Genomic DNA, 14,155 nt, shown 5'->3' with positions numbered 1-14,155 from the left:
ACATGCACGAACCCGCAGTTCAGCAGGAATGGGTGGACTTCGACTTCGGTGTGACAGCGCTCGGCGCGTCCTTCCACGGCGACTGGTGCCTGACCGCCGATGACGCGCTCGACCATGTCCGCGCCTATTACGGAACGGAAGGCGACCCCACCGGCCTCATCCTGCTCATCGAGGACATCCTGCGGCTGCGGGACTCCAGCCTCACCGGGGACGAGCTCAACCTGCTGTGGAGTGCCGCGGAATCGCCGGGCGGCGGCTCTCCGGAGATCCGGGGAGCCGAACGCCCCTGGCTGGAGCTGCTGCTGGGCGCGGTCACCACGCTCGCCCGGGCACGCGGTGCGTCGGAGCAGGACTGCACGGTCCACCCGGGATGCGTGCCCGAGGGGACGACCGCGGCAGCGGCCGAGCACCATCGGCTGACGGCGGACGTGCTGGACCTGATCGGCCTGCTCGACCAGGGGCGGTCGGAGCTGCGCATGCCGCTCGCGCCCACCCAAGAGGCGCTCAGAAAGTGCGCTGTGACTGTGTGCTCGGAGTTGGCGTTCCGCTTCCTGCTGAACGCCCTCAACCAGGCCTGGGCGGGGCTGTCGCCCGAGTCCTACGGTCGGCTCGAACGACTCGGCACGGCCTTCGGATACGGCCCGTACGTGGTCGACAGGCTCCAGTACCTGATGGACTGACACCGAACCCGGCTCTCCGTGACGTCACGGAGAGCCGGGTTTCGGGTTGGTACGGCGTGTCACGACGACTGCGGGCGGGTCCTCACGACCGCCGCCTGTCCCGGAGTGCGGAGTGTGACGGTGAACTGCCCTGTGAGCAAGGCCGCGTCGTACCGGTCGAGGGCTACGGACTCGGTGCCGGCGTCGAGTTCCGCCTCGCCCTGGAGTGCGACCAGCAGGAGGGTTTCGTCCGGCGCGGCGGTCAGGGTGAGGGCGCCGCGGACGACCGCGGTGTCGGCTCGGGTGCGGTCGCGGCGGTACATCACGTTGAAGTTCACGACCGGGCCGTCCAGGAGCCGGCAGTCGGTCGGGACGTCGCCGGGGAACTGCTGCGGCGCGTAGCGGGCGTCCACCACACGGCGTACGCCCGCCACATCGAGATCCATGCCCGCTCCCTCGGCCAGGGTAAGCGTGCGGTCGGCTCCGGGGAAGGCCGAGAAAGGCCCGTCGGCGGCCACCTCGGCCAGGCTGACCCGCCACACGAAGTCGCTCATGCCGGCGCCCTCGGGCGAGGCCGCGATCTCCCGGGTCACTCCCCCGCCGTTCTTCCAGGCGACGGCCCGGCTGTCGGCCGCCCGCAGGATCCGGACTTCTGTGCCCATTCTGTTCATGGGCCGAGCGTAGCGATCGCCGGCACGTCATGATCGCGTCACGGAACCGCCACAACGCCGCGGCCGGGGAACCCGGACGCGCGCGGCGCCGTGCCCCTCCACGCGTGCCGGTGTGGTACCAGTCGTGAACTACGGGAGCACCCCATGAAGTACACAGCAGGCATCGGCCGGACCATGGCAGCGCTGGTGGCGGCCGCTGCGGCGACCGCCCTGATGACGGGCTGCACACCGGCCGACGACGACGGCGCCGCCGCCCAGCCGCCGAAGGAGCCCGCAGCCCCGGCGCCGGCCAAGCCGACGCCCACTTTCGGGGTAGATGACACCGCGGTGCTGGGCTGAGCTGGGCCCCTGGTTGCGTCTATTCGCACTGCTTGAGACCGGAAGGTCGTTCTTTGTTGCCACCTGCGCCTGGTTTCGCGTGGCGGGCGGACCTCAACTCTTGACGGCCTCTGCGATCTGCAGGGCGGCCTGGGCGGGCGTGAGGTGCGTGGTGTCGACGACCTCAGCCTCGCCGTGTAGCCACGTGCGGGCGGCCTCGGCGTAGGGCTCAAGGTATTTGAGACGGAATGGGGAGGGGCCAAGAAGAGTGTCCCTCTCGATGCGCCCGCGGAGGGTGTCTTGGTCAGCGTGGAGGACGAAGTGCCGTACCGGAATGGCATGTTGGGCGAGGCCCGTGCTGATCTCGCGCCAGTACTGCTCGACCAGGACAGTCATGGGCATCACCAGAGTGCCGCCGGTGTAGTCGAGTACGCGGCGGGCGGTCTCGACTACGAGTGGCCGCCACGGCGGCCAGTGCTGGAAGTTGTCCGTCGCGGGCAGCCCTGGCGTGATGTCGGAAATCCGGTACGGCTTCGGCGTTCCTCAGGGTGGTGTCAACCACCAAGATCAGGTGTCACCTATCTCGAAAAGTCGCACGAGCGGGCCAACAACAGCGCTCAGACAGGCCAACTCAAGCGCTAATGGGCCAACTCAGCCGCTCAGTCTCAACGCCCTGGAGGTGCGGTGCGCTCATCGGGTCAGCGCTCCGCCGTCGAAGGGAAGGATCCTCCGGCGACGGCAGCCCTCACTCCTGCGCGACCGCGCGGACCGCCGCTTCGGTCAGTGTGGTCGCGGTCCGCACGGCGCTGGTGACGGCCTCGTCGGCTTCAAGCCCGCACAGATCGGTGAGACAGAACAGGGCCTCCGCGCTTACGACCACCGCGAGGTCCCGCTTGAGCTGGGCGAATGCATCCGGATCCGTCGCCCCCAGGGTGTCCCGGAGGGGTACGAGCGCGTGGTCGATGAGCCCGAAGCGGATACCGGGTCTCGCGGTCGGCGTCTCGGGCCGGGTGATGGTGGCGGCGATCATCGCGCGCACCGCGCCCTGGCGGGCGAGTATGCCGCGGAGGAGAAACTCGCAGGCGAAGGCGACACGTTCGACAGGGTCGCGGGAGTCCGCGACCGGGCGGAGCGCGTCGTCGGGGGCGGGCCAGACGCCGGCGAGGGCCTCGCTGATCAGTGACGGGAGGTCGGGGAAGTACCGGTAGGCAGTGGCCTCGGAGACGAGGGCCGCTCGGGCGATCGCGGGCATGGTCACCTCGGCGCCCGTACCGATGAGTTCGCGGGCGGCTTCGACGATCGCCGCACGCGTGCGCTTCTTCTGGTTGCTGCGGCCGGTGTCCGTCTGTGTCGTCGCCATCCGTACGTCCTGTCCTCTTCCCTGCCGGTCCGTCCATCCCCCGTCCACCAGCACTTTACCATTGCCAGCTCTCGTTATGAGAGTGCACTTGTATAACGAGAGCAGCCTTCCCTAGGATCCTGAGAGCGAACTCTCACGAAGGAGGCGGCAATGAACGAGGTTTCCGTGGTCGGTCCGGGCGACGGCGAGACGATCCGCCTGGGCCGGACCCAGATGCGCATCCTCGAAGACGGGAGCACCACCGGACACCGGATCGGGATCGGTGAGATCACGCTCGCCCCGCACACCGAAGGCCCGCCACAGCACCGTCACGCCCAGCACGACGAGGGCTTCTACGTCGTCTCCGGCACCGTGCACTTCACCATCGGGGAGACCACCCACGTCGCCCCGGCCGGAACGCTCGCGATGATCCCGCCCGGCGCCCCGCACACCTTCGCCAACCTCGGCGACGAGCCGGCGGTGATGCTCAACACCTTCACGCCCGACCTGTACGTGCAGTACTTCCGCGACCTGCGGGACATGATCGCCGACGGTCAGGAGATGAACGCCGAGTCGACCGTCAGAGTCATGAGCCGCTACGCCACCGTTCCCGCCACCGACTTCGCCTGACCGCCGGCCTACCGATTCGCCCGGCCTTCCGATCGCCCAGCCTTGCGATCGCCGAGCTGTCCGATCGCCGGCTCTGCGATCGCCCAGCTTTCCGATCACCCAAGTCCCTGACCTCACAAGCCACTCAAGACAAGCCACTCAAGGACACCCATGACCAGCACCGTCCACACCCTCTCCCTCCCCTCCGGCGACCTCGACGTCACCGTCGACGACCAGGGCCGGGGTCACCCCTTCCTGCTGCTGCACGGCGGCGGCGGTCCGCAGACGGTCGCGCCGTTCGCCGGGATGCTCGCCGACCAGCGGCGGGCCAGGGTCATCACGCCCGTCCATCCCGGCTTCGGCGGCACCGCCCGGCCGGACTGGCTGACCGACGTCCCCACCCTCGCCCGGGCCTATGCGCGGCTGCTCGACGAACTCGGGCTGGAGGACGTCGCCGTCGTCGGCAACTCCATAGGCGGCTGGATCGCTGCCGAACTGGCCCTGCTCGGCAGCGACCGGATCAGCAGCGTCGTCCTCGTCAACGCCGCCGGCATCAAGGTCCCCGGCCACCCCATCGCCGACACCTTCTCCCTCACTCCCGCCGAGCTGTCGAGGCTCGCCTTCCACGACCCCGCGAAGTTCGCCGTCGACCCCGCCACCCTCCCGGAGGCCGCCCGAGCGGTGATGGCCGCCAACCGCGCCGCCCTCCAGGTCTACTCGGGGCCGTACGTCATGGAGGACCCCACCCTCCGCGAGCGCCTGGCCAAGGTCACGCACCCGGCCCTCGTCGTGTGGGGCGAGAGCGACCAGGTCGTGGACGCCGAGTACGGACGCGCCTTCGCGGCAGCCATCCCGGAGGCCCGGTTCGAGGTCCTCCACCGCACCGGGCACATGCCCCAGATCGAGACCCCCGAGCAACTCCTCCCCGTGGTATGGGACTTCGCCGACACCCACGCCACCAACCGGCCGGACCACTAGGCCCTGTCCGAAGGGGAGTCTCCCGTGCCCGGACCCGACCACGGCCGACGGCCGCTGGTGCTGGCCGTCTGCTGCCTGAGCGTCCTGCTGGTCGGCCTCGACACCACCATCCTCAACGTCGCCCTGCCGTCGATGCGGCAGGACCTGAACTCCTCGGTCTCCGACCTGCAGTGGACGCTCGACGCCTACACCATCGTGCTGGCCTCGCTGCTGACCCTGGCCGGCTCCACGGCCGACCGCGTCGGACGGCGAAGGATCTTCCAGCTCGGGCTCGTGGTGTTCACCGCGGGGTCGGCACTGTGCAGTCTGGCACCGACCACGGGGTGGCTGGTGGCCTTCCGCACTGTGCAGGCGGTGGGGGGTTCCATGCTCACCCCGGTCGCCATGGCCATCCTCACCAACACCTTCCCGGAGCCCCGAGAGCGGGCGCGGGCGATCGGGATGTGGGGCGGGGTGGTCGGCATCAGCATGGCGGCCGGGCCGGTCCTCGGTGGTCTGCTGGTGCAGTCGGCCGGGTGGCGGTCGGTTTTCTGGCTGAACGTGCCGATCGGGGCTGCCGCACTGCTCCTGACCGCGCTGTACGTCCCGGAGTCCCGCGCGGCACGGGCCCGCCGACCGGACCCGGTGGGGCAGCTGCTGGTGACGGTCCTGCTCGGCGCGTTGACGTACGCCCTCATCGAGGCCCCCGGCGAGGGCTGGACCTCACCGCTGATCGTGGCCTGCCTGATCGCCGCGGCGGCCGCACTGGTCGGGCTCGTGCCGTACGAGAACCGGCGCGCCGAACCGCTGATCGACCCGCGGCTCTTCCGCAGCGCGTCCTTCAGCGGAGCCACCCTGACGGCGGTCTTCGCGTTCGCCGCGCTCGGCGGCTTCTTGTTCGCCAACGCCCTTTACTTGCAAGGAGAGTTGGGGCTGAGTCCGCTGGAGGCCGGGCTGCGGCTGCTGCCGATGGCGGTGCTGTCGCTGGTGTGCCCGCCGCTGTCCGGGCGGATCGTGGGCAGCCGCGGCCCCCGCGTCCCGCTGCTGCTCGCGGGGACGGGCATCACCGCCAGCGGTGTGCTGGCCGTGCTCGTCACCCGCTCGCCGCACCCTTCGTACGCCCTGCTGGTCCTGACGTATGCGCTGTTCGGCCTTGGCTTCGGCTTCGTCAACGCGCCGATCACCGACACGGCGGTCGCCGGTCTGCCGCGCGATCGGGCGGGAGTGGCCGCCGCGGTCGCCGCGACCAGCCGACAGGTCGGCTCCTCGATCGGCGTCGCGGTGATCGGCGCCGCGGTCGCCGCCGGGTCGAGAGCGACGGCCTGGTGGATCATCGCCGGGTGCGGGCTGGCCGTCCTCGCCCTGAGTGCCGTGACCGCCGGCCGCCGGGCCGTCCCCGACACCCCCGACACCCCCGGCACGGCCGGAGGCGTCGCGGGCCTCACCACCGAGCAGTCGCACCTCGCGGCGGACACGAGCTGACTCACTGGGCGCGGATGGCGTCAGCGGGTGGCGTACGCAATGCGTGGCGGGTGGGGAGTTCGATGGTGAGGAAGGCCATGACCGGGGGCCCGCACCAGGACGACCCCCGAGGTCGTCGAAGCCCGCACCCTCCGCAGACCCGAAGGCCCGGCCGTCGCGCGATGTCGTTGGCGAATTCGGGCTCGGCCGCTTCGGCCCGCCGGTTCTGTCCGGCGGGCCGAAGTACTGCCGGATGGCTGGTCTCGTCGTCCAGCTGTTGCCGGTTCAGGGTGAGGGCGCGATCGGGTAGGGGACGAAGGTGCTGCTGTTCTCGTCGACGGCGAGCCGCTGCCCCAGCGGGGGCACGGCCCGCTGCGGGCAGTCGAGGCGTTCGCAGACCCGGCAGCCCATGCCGATCGGCGTGGCGGCCGAGGCGTTTTGCAGGTCGAGGCCGTCGGAGTGGACGAGCCGCGAGGCGTGGCGGATCTCGCAGCCCAGGCCGATCGCGAACCTCTTGCCCGGCTCGCCCCAGCCGCCGCGGCTGCGGGTGACTGCGCGGGCGGTCCACAGGTACCGCTGCCCGTCGGGCATGGCGGCGATCTGGACGTGGATGCGGCCGGGCGCGGCGAAGGCTTCGTAGACGTTCCAGAGGGGGCAGGTGCCGCCGGCGCGGGAGAAGTGGAAGCCGGTGGCGGACTGCCGCTTGGACATGTTGCCCGCGCGGTCCACGCGGACGAAGGAGAACGGCACCCGGCGCAGCCGCGGCCGCTGGAGGGTGCTGAGGCGGTGGCAGACGGTCTCGTAGCCGAGGCCGAAGCGGTCGGTGAGGCGCTCGATGTCGTAGCGCATCTCCTCGGCCGCGCCATGGAAGGCGGTGTACGGGAGGAGGTCCTCGGGGCGCCGGGTGACCGCTACGAGGAGATCCTCACCCCCGAGGCCCTGGACTTCATCGGACGTCCGGCCGCGGCCCTCGCGGACAGACGCCTGGAGCGCCTCAAGGAGCGGCGGCGCCGGACGGCCCACCTGGTCTCAGGCACGCCACTGGACTTCCCGCGCGCCACCTCACCCGTCCACACCCGCCACCTCGTGCGGCGCGGAAGGGAGCAGGCATGACCACCACCGGTATCCAGCGCGTGGGCATCGTCGGTGGCGGCCAGATGGGGGCCGGGATCGCCGAGGTCTGCGCCCGCGCCGGTCTCGACACGGTCGTCTGCGAAGCGGACGCCACCGCGGCCCGCAGAGCCCGGGAGCGTGTGGCGGTCTCCCTCGAACGTGCCGTGCAGCGCGGCAAGCTCGACCGCATCTCCGCCGAGGACTCTCTGACCCGGCTCGTCTTCACCAGCAGCCTCGACGACCTGACCGACCGTCAGCTCGTCATCGAGGCCGTCATCGAGAACCAAGACGCCAAGACCAAGATCTTCGCCGCCCTCGACAAGATCGTCGAAGACCCGGAGGCGATCCTCGCCACCAACACCTCCTCCCTCCCGATCATGCGCCTGGGCATGGCCACCCGCCGCGCCGACCGCGTCCTGGGGCTGCACTTCTTCAACCCGGTGCCCGTCCTGCCCCTGATGGAGGTCGTGGCGTCCCTCCACACCGCCCCGGAAACCATCACGGCCGTGGAGGAGTTCGCCCGCGACACCCTCGGCAAGACCCCGATCCGCTCCCAGGACCGGGCCGGCTTCGTCGTCAACGCCCTCCTGATCCCCTATCTGCTCTCGGCGATCCGAATGGCCGAGTCCGGCTTCGCCACCGCCGCCGATGTCGATGCCGGCATGGAACTGGGCTGCGCCCACCCCATGGGCCCGCTCAAGCTCGCCGACCTCATAGGCCTCGACACGGTCGCCGCCATCGCCCAGTCGCTGTACGAGGAATTCAAAGAGCCGCTGTACGCCCCGCCGCCGCTGCTGCAGCGCATGGTCGAGGCGGGCCTGGGGCTGAGGGGCCCGGGCTGCTGTGGAGGGGGGCGCGGAGCAACGACTGAGGGTCGCTCCGCGCTCCGCCATGCGTCGCACTCAACTCGTCCACTGAAAACCGGTTGAGCAAAAGCAGGGGTGTCCACGTGCGACGACCCCCAGAGGGCACGTCCAGGTGCCGGAGGGACGGCACAGGGAGCAGCCTGCTGCCGGCGGCTGCCCCGGCCTCAGGCCGGGACGGGCTCGCCTGTTCGGTTGGTGAGTCCTTGGTTGTATCGGCGCAGGAGGAGCACGGCGGTGGTGGCCAGGCCGGTGAGCAGGCCGAGCCAGATGCCCAGGGTGTCGAGACCCAGTGGGTAGGCGAGGAGCCATGCGGCGGGGAGGCCGACGGCCCAGTAGCCGATGAGGGTGATGCGGAAGCCGCTCTTGGTGTCGTCGAGGCCGCGCAGGAGTCCGACGCCGATGTTCTGGGCGCAGTCGAAGAACTGGAGGAAGGCGGTGACGATGAGCAGGTGGGTGGCGATGGTGAGGGCCTGGTCGGAGCCGGAGTCGAGGAACGGGGCCAGGACGAGATGGGGCAGGGCGAGGTAGACGATGCCGACGGCGGTCATGACGGCTGCCGCGCAGGCGAGTGCGGTGTTCTTGATGCGGCGTGCGTCGTCGGTGCGGCCGAGGGCGAGTTCGCGGCTGACGTTGATGGACGCGGCGTGGGAGAGGCCGACGGCGACCTGGAAGACGATGTAGACGAGCTGGTTGACGGCGGTGTGGGCGGCGAGCGCGGCGGGTCCGAAGGATCCGGCCATCAGCGCGGTGAGGGAGAAGAAACCGGCCTCCGAGCCGTATGTCGCCGCTATCGGCACGCCGAGGCCGATGAGCCGCTTGACGGTGGCCGGGTCGGCCTTGGCGGCGTTCAGGGTGAGCAGGGGGGCCAGTTCGCTGTCCTTCTTCGCCGAGAGGTACAGGGCGAGGAAGGAGAGGAGGTAGACGGCGGAGGTGGCGACGCCGATACCGGTCAGGCCCAGTGGGGGCAGCCCCAAGGTGCCATGGATGAGCACCCAGTTCAGGCCGGCGTTGACGGCGATGGACGCGATGGTGATCTGCAGCAGCGCCTGGGGCCGTCGCATGCCGACGGTGAACTGGCGGATGGCCTGGAACCACAGGCAGGGCAGCAGTCCAGGGGCCAGGGCAAGCAGCATGGCCTGGGTGCGTTCGACGACGGCGGCGTCCTGGCCGAGCCAGGTCAGGGCCTGACCGATGAGGATCATGAGGACGGCTCCGGCGATACCGGCCGACGTGGCCACGGCCAGGCTCGCGCGGACGATCGCACGGGCCTCCTCGTGCTCCCCTCCTTCTTCTTCGTCCTTGCCGGCGGTGGCTGCGGCCTGCTCGGCGCGGGCGGCAGCCGCGGCTATCTGGTTGCCGACGGAGGTGATCAGGCCGACGCCCATGGTGCGCAGCTGGTTGAAGATGACGATGGCCAGGCCGCCGGCCGCCAGCTCCTGGGTGCCGAGCAAGCCCATCATCACGGTGTCGGTCGTGGTCAGGGCCACCTGGGCGAGCTGGGTGAGGATGAGCGGGACGGCGAGGGTGGCCAGCGCGCGGCTGTCGCGGAGGAGAGTGGTCAGCATGGGGGTTATCGGTTCCTGCGGAGTTTGGTGAGGAGCTCGTCGACTTCGCGTTCCGCTTCGGGGTCGAGGAGGCCGCGGGCTCGCATCCAGTCGTCGTTGAAGACGGTGTCCATGTACTTCTCTCCGCCGTCATTGACGAGCGCGACCATAGTCGTGCCGGGGGGCAGGGACGACAGTCGGGTCAGGGCCTCGTGGACGACGCCGCCTGCCGAGCCGCCGATGAGCAATCCGGTGCGGGCGACGGCGCGGCAGGTGGCGAATGCTTCGACGTCGCCGACCTTGACGCCTTCGTCGATGAGGTCGAAGTCGACGAGGGCGCCGATCTCGGCTCCCTCGGGGGTGCCGGTGCCGGACTGGTAGTAGTCGTGGGCGGGGCCGCCGAAAGCGATGGAGCCCTTGGGCTCGACGCCGATGGTGGTGAAGCGGGGTATGAGTCCCCGCAGTTCGCGGGTGGTGCCGCAGAGGCATCCGCCGGTGCCGACCGCCCCGATGAGGACGTCGATGTCGCCGTCGAGGGCTTCGTACAGTTCGTGGGCGACGGGGAAGTAGCCCACGCCGTTGCTCGGGTTGTTGTGCTGCTCGGTGAAGATGGTGTTGTCCTGGCCGCGGGCCATGTCTTCGGCGAGCTCTTCACGGGCGGCGGTGGCGAGTTCTTCGGTGCCGTCCTCGACGACGTAGACGAGTTCCGTGCCCAGAGCCTTCATGCCGCGCAGCTTGTCGGCGCAGGCGTGGTGGTCGACGACGGCGGTGAAGGTGTAGCCCCGTTCGGCGGCGATGACGGCGAGGCCGAGGCCGGTATTGCCGGAGGTGGACTCGATGATCCGGCCGCCGGGCCGCAGCTCTCCGCGCGCTTCGGCGTCGGTGACCATCTGGCGAGCCATGCGGATCTTCGCGGTGCCGGTGGGGTTGAACATCTCCAGCTTCAGCAGCAGGCGGCTGCCGGTTTCGGTAGTGGCGAGTTCGAGCAGGGGGGTGTAGCCGATGAGGTCGGATACGCGGGAGACCACGGCGGGGCGCTGACGTGCTCCGGGCATCGAATGCTCCTGTGAGGGGGACGGTACGGGGGCGGCGGCTCAGGTGAAGTGGCGGTCCAGGCGCCAGCGGGGGCGCGGGCGTTCGGTGTGGTCGATGACGACCTTCGGCGGCAGGGCCAGGTCGTGGAAGGGCGACTCGTTGGAGTCCATCTGGTAGCCGGCCGTGTTGGGGTAGACCAGCAGATCACCGCTGCGGGGCCGACGAGGGAAGGGGATCTTCCGCCAGGTGAGCATGTCCGACTCCAGGCAGGTCGCCGCGCCGATGCTGGCGGGCCACGTACCGAGTGGGGCGTCCGCACTCCGGGAGAGCAGGTACGGGTCGGGCAGGTACTCGCTGTTGAACCACTGCTCGGACAGGCTCAGGCTGGTGCCGTCGACGGTCAGGAGCTGGTAGCCCTCACGGTCCTTGACTCCCTGGATCCGGAACACGGTCGCGCCGGCCCGGTCGAGCAGCGTGCGCCCGGGCTCCATCAGCAGGACGACCCCGGAGTCCTTCAACAACTCGGCGAGACTCTGGCTGTGGCCCTCGGGGTGGGCTGCGAGCAGGGTCCGTAGTGCCTCGGCTCCCGCGGCCGGGGAGTGATACGGGTAGAAGTCGCCGGTGTTGAACGATTTGCCTGCGTGGTAGTGGCTGCTTCTCTGCCCGCTGAGGAAGTTGTGCCAGCTGTCGGCGTCGGTGTAGCTGACTGCCAGGCCGCCGCCGATGCTGATCCGGCCGGCCTCCAGACCCAGGATTCGGGCCTTGAGGCACAGGTCGACGAGGTGGGCGGCGAGGTCCGCACGCGGCTGGATGGCGTAGCCGGACAGGTGGAAGCTGAATCCCTCCATGCGTACCGCGTCGCCTGCCTGCACGCAGCGGTCCATGGCGATGGTCAACTCGGCGTCGTTCATGCCGAAGCGGCTGTTCGGCTGTGTCGGCGCCAGGCAGCGCAGAAGCAGTCGGGCGGGGCGCACCGTGCCGGTCAGTACCGTCGTGATCAGCGCATCGAGTTCGTCGAGCGCGTCGACGGCGATCAGCGCGCCGTGCTGCACCGCAAGTCGCAGCAGATCCGGACCCTTGGCCGGGCCGGTGACCACGATGCTCTCCCCGCGAACGCCGTGCCCGAGCGCCTCACGCAGCTCACCGGCGGAGGCGACGTCGACGCCCGCGCCGTTCGCAGCACAGCGTTCGATCCATACGGCGGCCTTGTTGGCCTTCTTCGCGAAGTACACGAAACCGTCCACACCCGCGTCCGTGAGGGCCGCCCGCATCCCTTGGATGTTGGTGTCGAAGGCGTCGGGCAGCAGGAAGTGGAAGGGGCCGCCCAGGGCGTAGGAGAGTTCCTCGATCAGTCCGCTGGCCAGGACCGCGTCGGTCGCGGGGTCGGGCAGGACGGGCAGGGTCGGCCACGTGGGTCCGCTCACTGCCACAGCGGCACCTCGGTGCCCAGGCCCTGGGCGAGGGCGAGTTGCGCGAAGCGGTGGCCGAGAGCGATGTCGGTGACGACGAGGCCGCTGTTGTAGGCGAAGATCCGCTCCTCGGCCGAGCGGCGGCCGGCGGCTGCGCCCGCGATCACGGGCGGGAACTCGGCGTCGACGGACGGGAGTTCACCGTCGGAGTCAGCCATGTCGGTGCCGGTGACGTTCATCTGCGCCTCGCTCGTGGCGATGACGCGGTCGGCCTCGTGCAGGGTTGAGGGGGCCAGACCGTGGCCGACGAGGATGGACAGCGCACCGGGCTTGAGCCAGCCCGCTTCGACAGCGGCGGGTGTGTGTCCGCCGGCGGTGGCGACGATGACGTCGGCGTCCGAGGCGGCTTCCCGCAGGTCGGTGACGATCTCGAGGTCCCGGTCGGGGAAGTGGGCGCGCAGCCGCTCGCGTACGGCGGCGATGCCTTCGGGGTGGGTGCCGAAGAGCATCAGCCGGTCGAGGTCCGGGAGGGTGGTGAGCAGGAACGGCAGGGCGAGACGGCCCTGGGTTCCGGTGCCGATGACCAGGGCGCTGCGGGCGTCGGGCGCCGCGCATTCGCGGGCCAGTAGCGCGGAGACGGCCGGGGTACGCAGCGAGCCGATGCGGGAGCAGTCCATCATCGCCACCGGAAGGCCGGTGACATCGTCGTAGATGGTGAGCGCGGTGTAGTAGTGCTGCTCCTCCCGGCCCTTGTCCAGGCCGTGCTTGTAGGAGGTCTTGATCGCAACGACGTTGCGGGAGCCGTCCCGTCCCAGCATCGCGTAGGAGACCGAGTGCCCGTCCTGCGGCTTGACGGTCAGCTTGCGGGGGTTGTCCGACCGGCCGTCGTGGAGGGTGCGGTAGGCGCCTTCCACGGTGGCGACCACGTCGGACAAGGATATGTCGATCCCGGCCAGATCGCTGGTGGAGAGTATGCGCAGATGCTTGTCGCCGCCGCCGTGGGTCAGGGAGCCGGCGCGAGCGGTCGGGGTGTCGGTCATGGTGTTCCTCCGGTCCGTGGGCGGGTGTTCAGCCGGCGTGCGCTTCGAGAGCGGCCTGGCCGTAGCCGTGCTCGCCGGCTTCGGCCACAGGGCGGGTGCGCCGCCCGGGCACGCGGACGGAGGCACGCTTGAGCCAGCGGTCGGTGCCGTCGTAGCGGGCCTGGAAGGGCACCCGGCCGTGGACGACGAGGTCGTTGTCGACGACGAGGACCTCGCCGGGGCTGAGGCTGACCGCGACGGAGACGCGGGCGAGTTCGGCCTCCAGGCGCCGGTAGGCGGCCCGGTAGGTCTCGTCCGCTTCCTCCACGGGCGTGTACGCCGGGTCGAAGCGCAGCGTCATGCCGTCCTGAGTTGCGAACAGCGTGGGTACGGCCGGAGGCGCTTCGTCGGCGTATCCCTGGGCTTCGGCGTAGGCGTCGTCGGGGAGGATCGGCAGAACGGGCCGCGTAAGGATGTCGATGTCCTCGTCCGCGAGTCGGACCTTGCGGATGCTGGCTGCGGTGGTGGCGATGTTGTCGTGATTGCGCATGCAGCCGAGCATCAGCAGGTGCGCGCGGCCGGGGTGGAAGGCGTCCTCGGTGTGCGGGCTGAGGAGCACCGTGCTGCTGGCGCCGGTCTGTGCGGTCTCGTGTCCGGGCGAGGGAACGATGTTGTGGACGAAGCGGCCGTCCTGCTGCCCCTCCCAGGCGATGGGGTTGCCCATCACGCCGGCAAGCAGCAGCAGCGCGATGTCGTAGACGGCCCCGCTGTTCCCGGCGGTGGCCCAACCGGCAGGTGTCGGGCCGACGGTGTCGTCGTCGACGTCGAGGCCGCGCAGGACGAACAGGCCGTCGTCCGTGTCGACGGGCCGGCAGTGGTGGCGCAGGGCGTCGCTGAACTCTCCGGCCGTCTGAGCAACCCGCCTCAGGAGCTGGGGAGATGTGGCTGAAGTGCCGAATTCGTCGAGTATCTTCTCGGCGGCTTGGCGCAGTTCGCCCACCGTGTGGGCATCGAGCTGGCGGACAGGTGCGGCTGCCGTGCTCATGGCGAAGTAGTCCGTTTCCGTGGGGCGGCAGGGGGAATCGGGTCTGCTGGGAACGCCGGGCCGTCATCCGCGAACGGGGCCGCGGATCGTAACGGGCAGGCCTGAGCAGC

15 protein-coding genes and 1 pseudogene are annotated in these 14,155 nt (G+C 70.3%); 7 read left to right on the top strand and 9 right to left on the bottom strand.

The window, feature by feature from the left end; genetic code table 11:
- Positions 1-2 precede the first annotated feature (2 nt).
- Complete coding sequence (locus ACWCXB_RS20465; protein WP_450724791.1) at positions 3-680, top strand: hypothetical protein; 678 nt, start codon at positions 3-5, stop codon at positions 678-680.
- A gap of 59 nt (positions 681-739) precedes the next feature.
- Here ACWCXB_RS20465 and ACWCXB_RS20460 read toward each other — a convergent pair whose 3' ends face one another.
- The gene (locus tag ACWCXB_RS20460; protein WP_450724789.1) at positions 740-1,330 is read right to left on the bottom strand and encodes a HutD/Ves family protein; all 591 of its coding nucleotides are present in this window, start codon (positions 1,328-1,330) and stop codon (positions 740-742) included.
- A gap of 144 nt (positions 1,331-1,474) precedes the next feature.
- On the opposite strand from ACWCXB_RS20460, the gene ACWCXB_RS20455 reads away from it, so the two are divergent.
- Positions 1,475-1,669, top strand: a complete 195-nt coding sequence (locus ACWCXB_RS20455) for a hypothetical protein (RefSeq protein ID WP_450724787.1) — start codon at positions 1,475-1,477, stop codon at positions 1,667-1,669.
- Between the two features lie 93 nt (positions 1,670-1,762).
- Here the strand turns inward: ACWCXB_RS20455 and ACWCXB_RS20450 are convergent, their stop codons facing one another.
- Entirely contained in the window at positions 1,763-2,170 is a 408-nt protein-coding gene (locus tag ACWCXB_RS20450; RefSeq protein ID WP_450724870.1) for an ATP-binding protein, read from the bottom strand.
- Between the two features lie 223 nt (positions 2,171-2,393).
- A complete protein-coding gene (locus tag ACWCXB_RS20445; RefSeq protein ID WP_450724785.1) occupies positions 2,394-3,008 on the bottom strand; it encodes a TetR/AcrR family transcriptional regulator in 615 nt (204 codons plus the stop codon).
- Positions 3,009-3,158: 150 nt separating this feature from the next.
- Between ACWCXB_RS20445 and ACWCXB_RS20440 the strand changes: the two genes are divergently transcribed.
- The 3 genes from ACWCXB_RS20440 (at position 3,159) to ACWCXB_RS20430 (ending at position 6,035) form a co-directional block, all read left to right on the top strand.
- Positions 3,159-3,617 (top strand): cupin domain-containing protein, encoded by a 459-nt coding sequence (locus ACWCXB_RS20440; RefSeq protein ID WP_450724783.1) that lies wholly within the window; start codon positions 3,159-3,161, stop codon positions 3,615-3,617.
- A 150-nt stretch (positions 3,618-3,767) separates the two neighbouring features.
- Positions 3,768-4,574, top strand: a complete 807-nt coding sequence (locus tag ACWCXB_RS20435; protein WP_450724781.1) for an alpha/beta fold hydrolase — start codon at positions 3,768-3,770, stop codon at positions 4,572-4,574.
- Positions 4,575-4,598: 24 nt separating this feature from the next.
- Complete coding sequence (locus ACWCXB_RS20430; RefSeq protein WP_450724779.1) at positions 4,599-6,035, top strand: MFS transporter; 1,437 nt, start codon at positions 4,599-4,601, stop codon at positions 6,033-6,035.
- A gap of 264 nt (positions 6,036-6,299) precedes the next feature.
- On the opposite strand, the pseudogene ACWCXB_RS20425 reads toward ACWCXB_RS20430, so the two are convergent.
- Positions 6,300-6,902: pseudogene (locus ACWCXB_RS20425) on the bottom strand (short-chain fatty acyl-CoA regulator family protein); the annotation flags it as partial.
- On the opposite strand from ACWCXB_RS20425, the gene ACWCXB_RS20420 reads away from it, so the two are divergent.
- Positions 6,879-7,127, top strand: a complete 249-nt coding sequence (locus tag ACWCXB_RS20420) for a hypothetical protein (protein ID WP_450724876.1) — start codon at positions 6,879-6,881, stop codon at positions 7,125-7,127. The pseudogene ACWCXB_RS20425 and the gene ACWCXB_RS20420 overlap by 24 nt on opposite strands.
- Positions 7,124-8,056: a 3-hydroxybutyryl-CoA dehydrogenase gene (locus ACWCXB_RS20415; protein WP_450724777.1), complete on the top strand. Its 933-nt coding sequence runs from the start codon at positions 7,124-7,126 to the stop codon at positions 8,054-8,056. The genes ACWCXB_RS20420 and ACWCXB_RS20415 overlap by 4 nt, the downstream gene beginning before the upstream one ends.
- 101 nt (positions 8,057-8,157) lie before the next feature.
- Here the strand turns inward: ACWCXB_RS20415 and ACWCXB_RS20410 are convergent, their stop codons facing one another.
- Genes ACWCXB_RS20410 through ACWCXB_RS20390 form a run of 5 tightly spaced genes read right to left on the bottom strand, consistent with a single transcriptional unit; the run spans position 8,158 to position 14,045 of the window.
- Positions 8,158-9,558 (bottom strand): MATE family efflux transporter, encoded by a 1,401-nt coding sequence (locus ACWCXB_RS20410; RefSeq protein WP_450724775.1) that lies wholly within the window; start codon positions 9,556-9,558, stop codon positions 8,158-8,160.
- A gap of 5 nt (positions 9,559-9,563) precedes the next feature.
- Positions 9,564-10,592, bottom strand: coding sequence for a cysteine synthase family protein (locus ACWCXB_RS20405; RefSeq protein WP_450724773.1), 1,029 nt, complete (start codon positions 10,590-10,592; stop codon positions 9,564-9,566).
- A gap of 39 nt (positions 10,593-10,631) precedes the next feature.
- Positions 10,632-12,002 (bottom strand): Y4yA family PLP-dependent enzyme, encoded by a 1,371-nt coding sequence (locus tag ACWCXB_RS20400; protein WP_450724771.1) that lies wholly within the window; start codon positions 12,000-12,002, stop codon positions 10,632-10,634.
- A complete protein-coding gene (locus ACWCXB_RS20395) occupies positions 11,993-13,021 on the bottom strand; it encodes an ornithine cyclodeaminase family protein (RefSeq protein WP_450724769.1) in 1,029 nt (342 codons plus the stop codon). Before ACWCXB_RS20395 ends, ACWCXB_RS20400 begins: the two co-directional genes overlap by 10 nt.
- A gap of 28 nt (positions 13,022-13,049) precedes the next feature.
- The gene (locus ACWCXB_RS20390) at positions 13,050-14,045 is read right to left on the bottom strand and encodes a TauD/TfdA family dioxygenase (protein WP_450724767.1); all 996 of its coding nucleotides are present in this window, start codon (positions 14,043-14,045) and stop codon (positions 13,050-13,052) included.
- Positions 14,046-14,155: the final 110 nt, after the last annotated feature.

This window comes from Streptomyces sp. NPDC001514 (genome assembly GCF_053597075.1).
Note: the sequence above shows the minus strand (reverse complement) of the source record. Positions and strands in the feature narration are given on the sequence as shown.

Excerpts from the sequence above, each read along its gene's own strand:
- ACWCXB_RS20465 (WP_450724791.1), top strand. The coding sequence starts at position 3 with ATGCACGAACCCGCAGTTCAGCAGGAATGGGTGGACTTCGACTTCGGT.
- ACWCXB_RS20460 (WP_450724789.1), bottom strand. The coding sequence starts at position 1,330 with ATGAACAGAATGGGCACAGAAGTCCGGATCCTGCGGGCGGCCGACAGC.
- ACWCXB_RS20455 (WP_450724787.1), top strand. The coding sequence starts at position 1,475 with ATGAAGTACACAGCAGGCATCGGCCGGACCATGGCAGCGCTGGTGGCG.
- ACWCXB_RS20445 (WP_450724785.1), bottom strand. The coding sequence starts at position 3,008 with ATGGCGACGACACAGACGGACACCGGCCGCAGCAACCAGAAGAAGCGC.
- ACWCXB_RS20440 (WP_450724783.1), top strand. The coding sequence starts at position 3,159 with ATGAACGAGGTTTCCGTGGTCGGTCCGGGCGACGGCGAGACGATCCGC.
- ACWCXB_RS20435 (WP_450724781.1), top strand. The coding sequence starts at position 3,768 with ATGACCAGCACCGTCCACACCCTCTCCCTCCCCTCCGGCGACCTCGAC.
- ACWCXB_RS20420 (WP_450724876.1), top strand. The coding sequence starts at position 6,879 with ATGGAAGGCGGTGTACGGGAGGAGGTCCTCGGGGCGCCGGGTGACCGC.
- ACWCXB_RS20415 (WP_450724777.1), top strand. The coding sequence starts at position 7,124 with ATGACCACCACCGGTATCCAGCGCGTGGGCATCGTCGGTGGCGGCCAG.
- ACWCXB_RS20410 (WP_450724775.1), bottom strand. The coding sequence starts at position 9,558 with ATGCTGACCACTCTCCTCCGCGACAGCCGCGCGCTGGCCACCCTCGCC.
- ACWCXB_RS20405 (WP_450724773.1), bottom strand. The coding sequence starts at position 10,592 with ATGCCCGGAGCACGTCAGCGCCCCGCCGTGGTCTCCCGCGTATCCGAC.
- ACWCXB_RS20395 (WP_450724769.1), bottom strand. The coding sequence starts at position 13,021 with ATGACCGACACCCCGACCGCTCGCGCCGGCTCCCTGACCCACGGCGGC.
- ACWCXB_RS20390 (WP_450724767.1), bottom strand. The coding sequence starts at position 14,045 with ATGAGCACGGCAGCCGCACCTGTCCGCCAGCTCGATGCCCACACGGTG.